Raw genomic sequence first — 372 nt, 5'->3', positions numbered from 1 at the left:
GTGCAATCCATATGGTTAGTGCGTTTAGTGCAGCAAACCAAGTTGTATTAGGACAAGTTAAGACTGCGGATAAAAGCAATGAGATCAAAGCGATCCCTGAGCTTCTTGAAATGCTTTCCTTGCGAGGTTGTTTAGTGACGATTGATGCTATGGGATGCCAAAAGGATATAGCTGAAAAGGTAGTCGCTCAAGATGCTGATTACCTCTTAGCGGTAAAAGGTAATCAAAAACGATTGGAACAAGCGATTAGCCAAGTGTTTAATTCTAGTATGATTAACACTTTTGAAGGTGACAAATACGTCACTCAAGAGAAAGGACATGGCCGTACAGAAACGCGTTTGAGTATGGTTGTTCACAATACAGATTTCTTAG

1 protein-coding gene is annotated in these 372 nt (G+C 40.3%); it reads left to right on the top strand.

What is annotated here, in order from left to right; translation table 11 throughout:
- On the top strand, positions 1–372 hold a 372-nt coding region (locus WR49_RS21265; RefSeq protein WP_046225283.1), incomplete at both ends, for an ISAs1 family transposase.

The organism is Vibrio sp. ECSMB14106, assembly GCF_000972265.1.
GTDB classification, from domain to species: domain Bacteria; phylum Pseudomonadota; class Gammaproteobacteria; order Enterobacterales; family Vibrionaceae; genus Vibrio; species Vibrio kanaloae.
The sequence above is the reverse complement of the archived record's forward strand: the minus strand, read 5'-3'. Positions and strand labels throughout refer to the sequence as shown.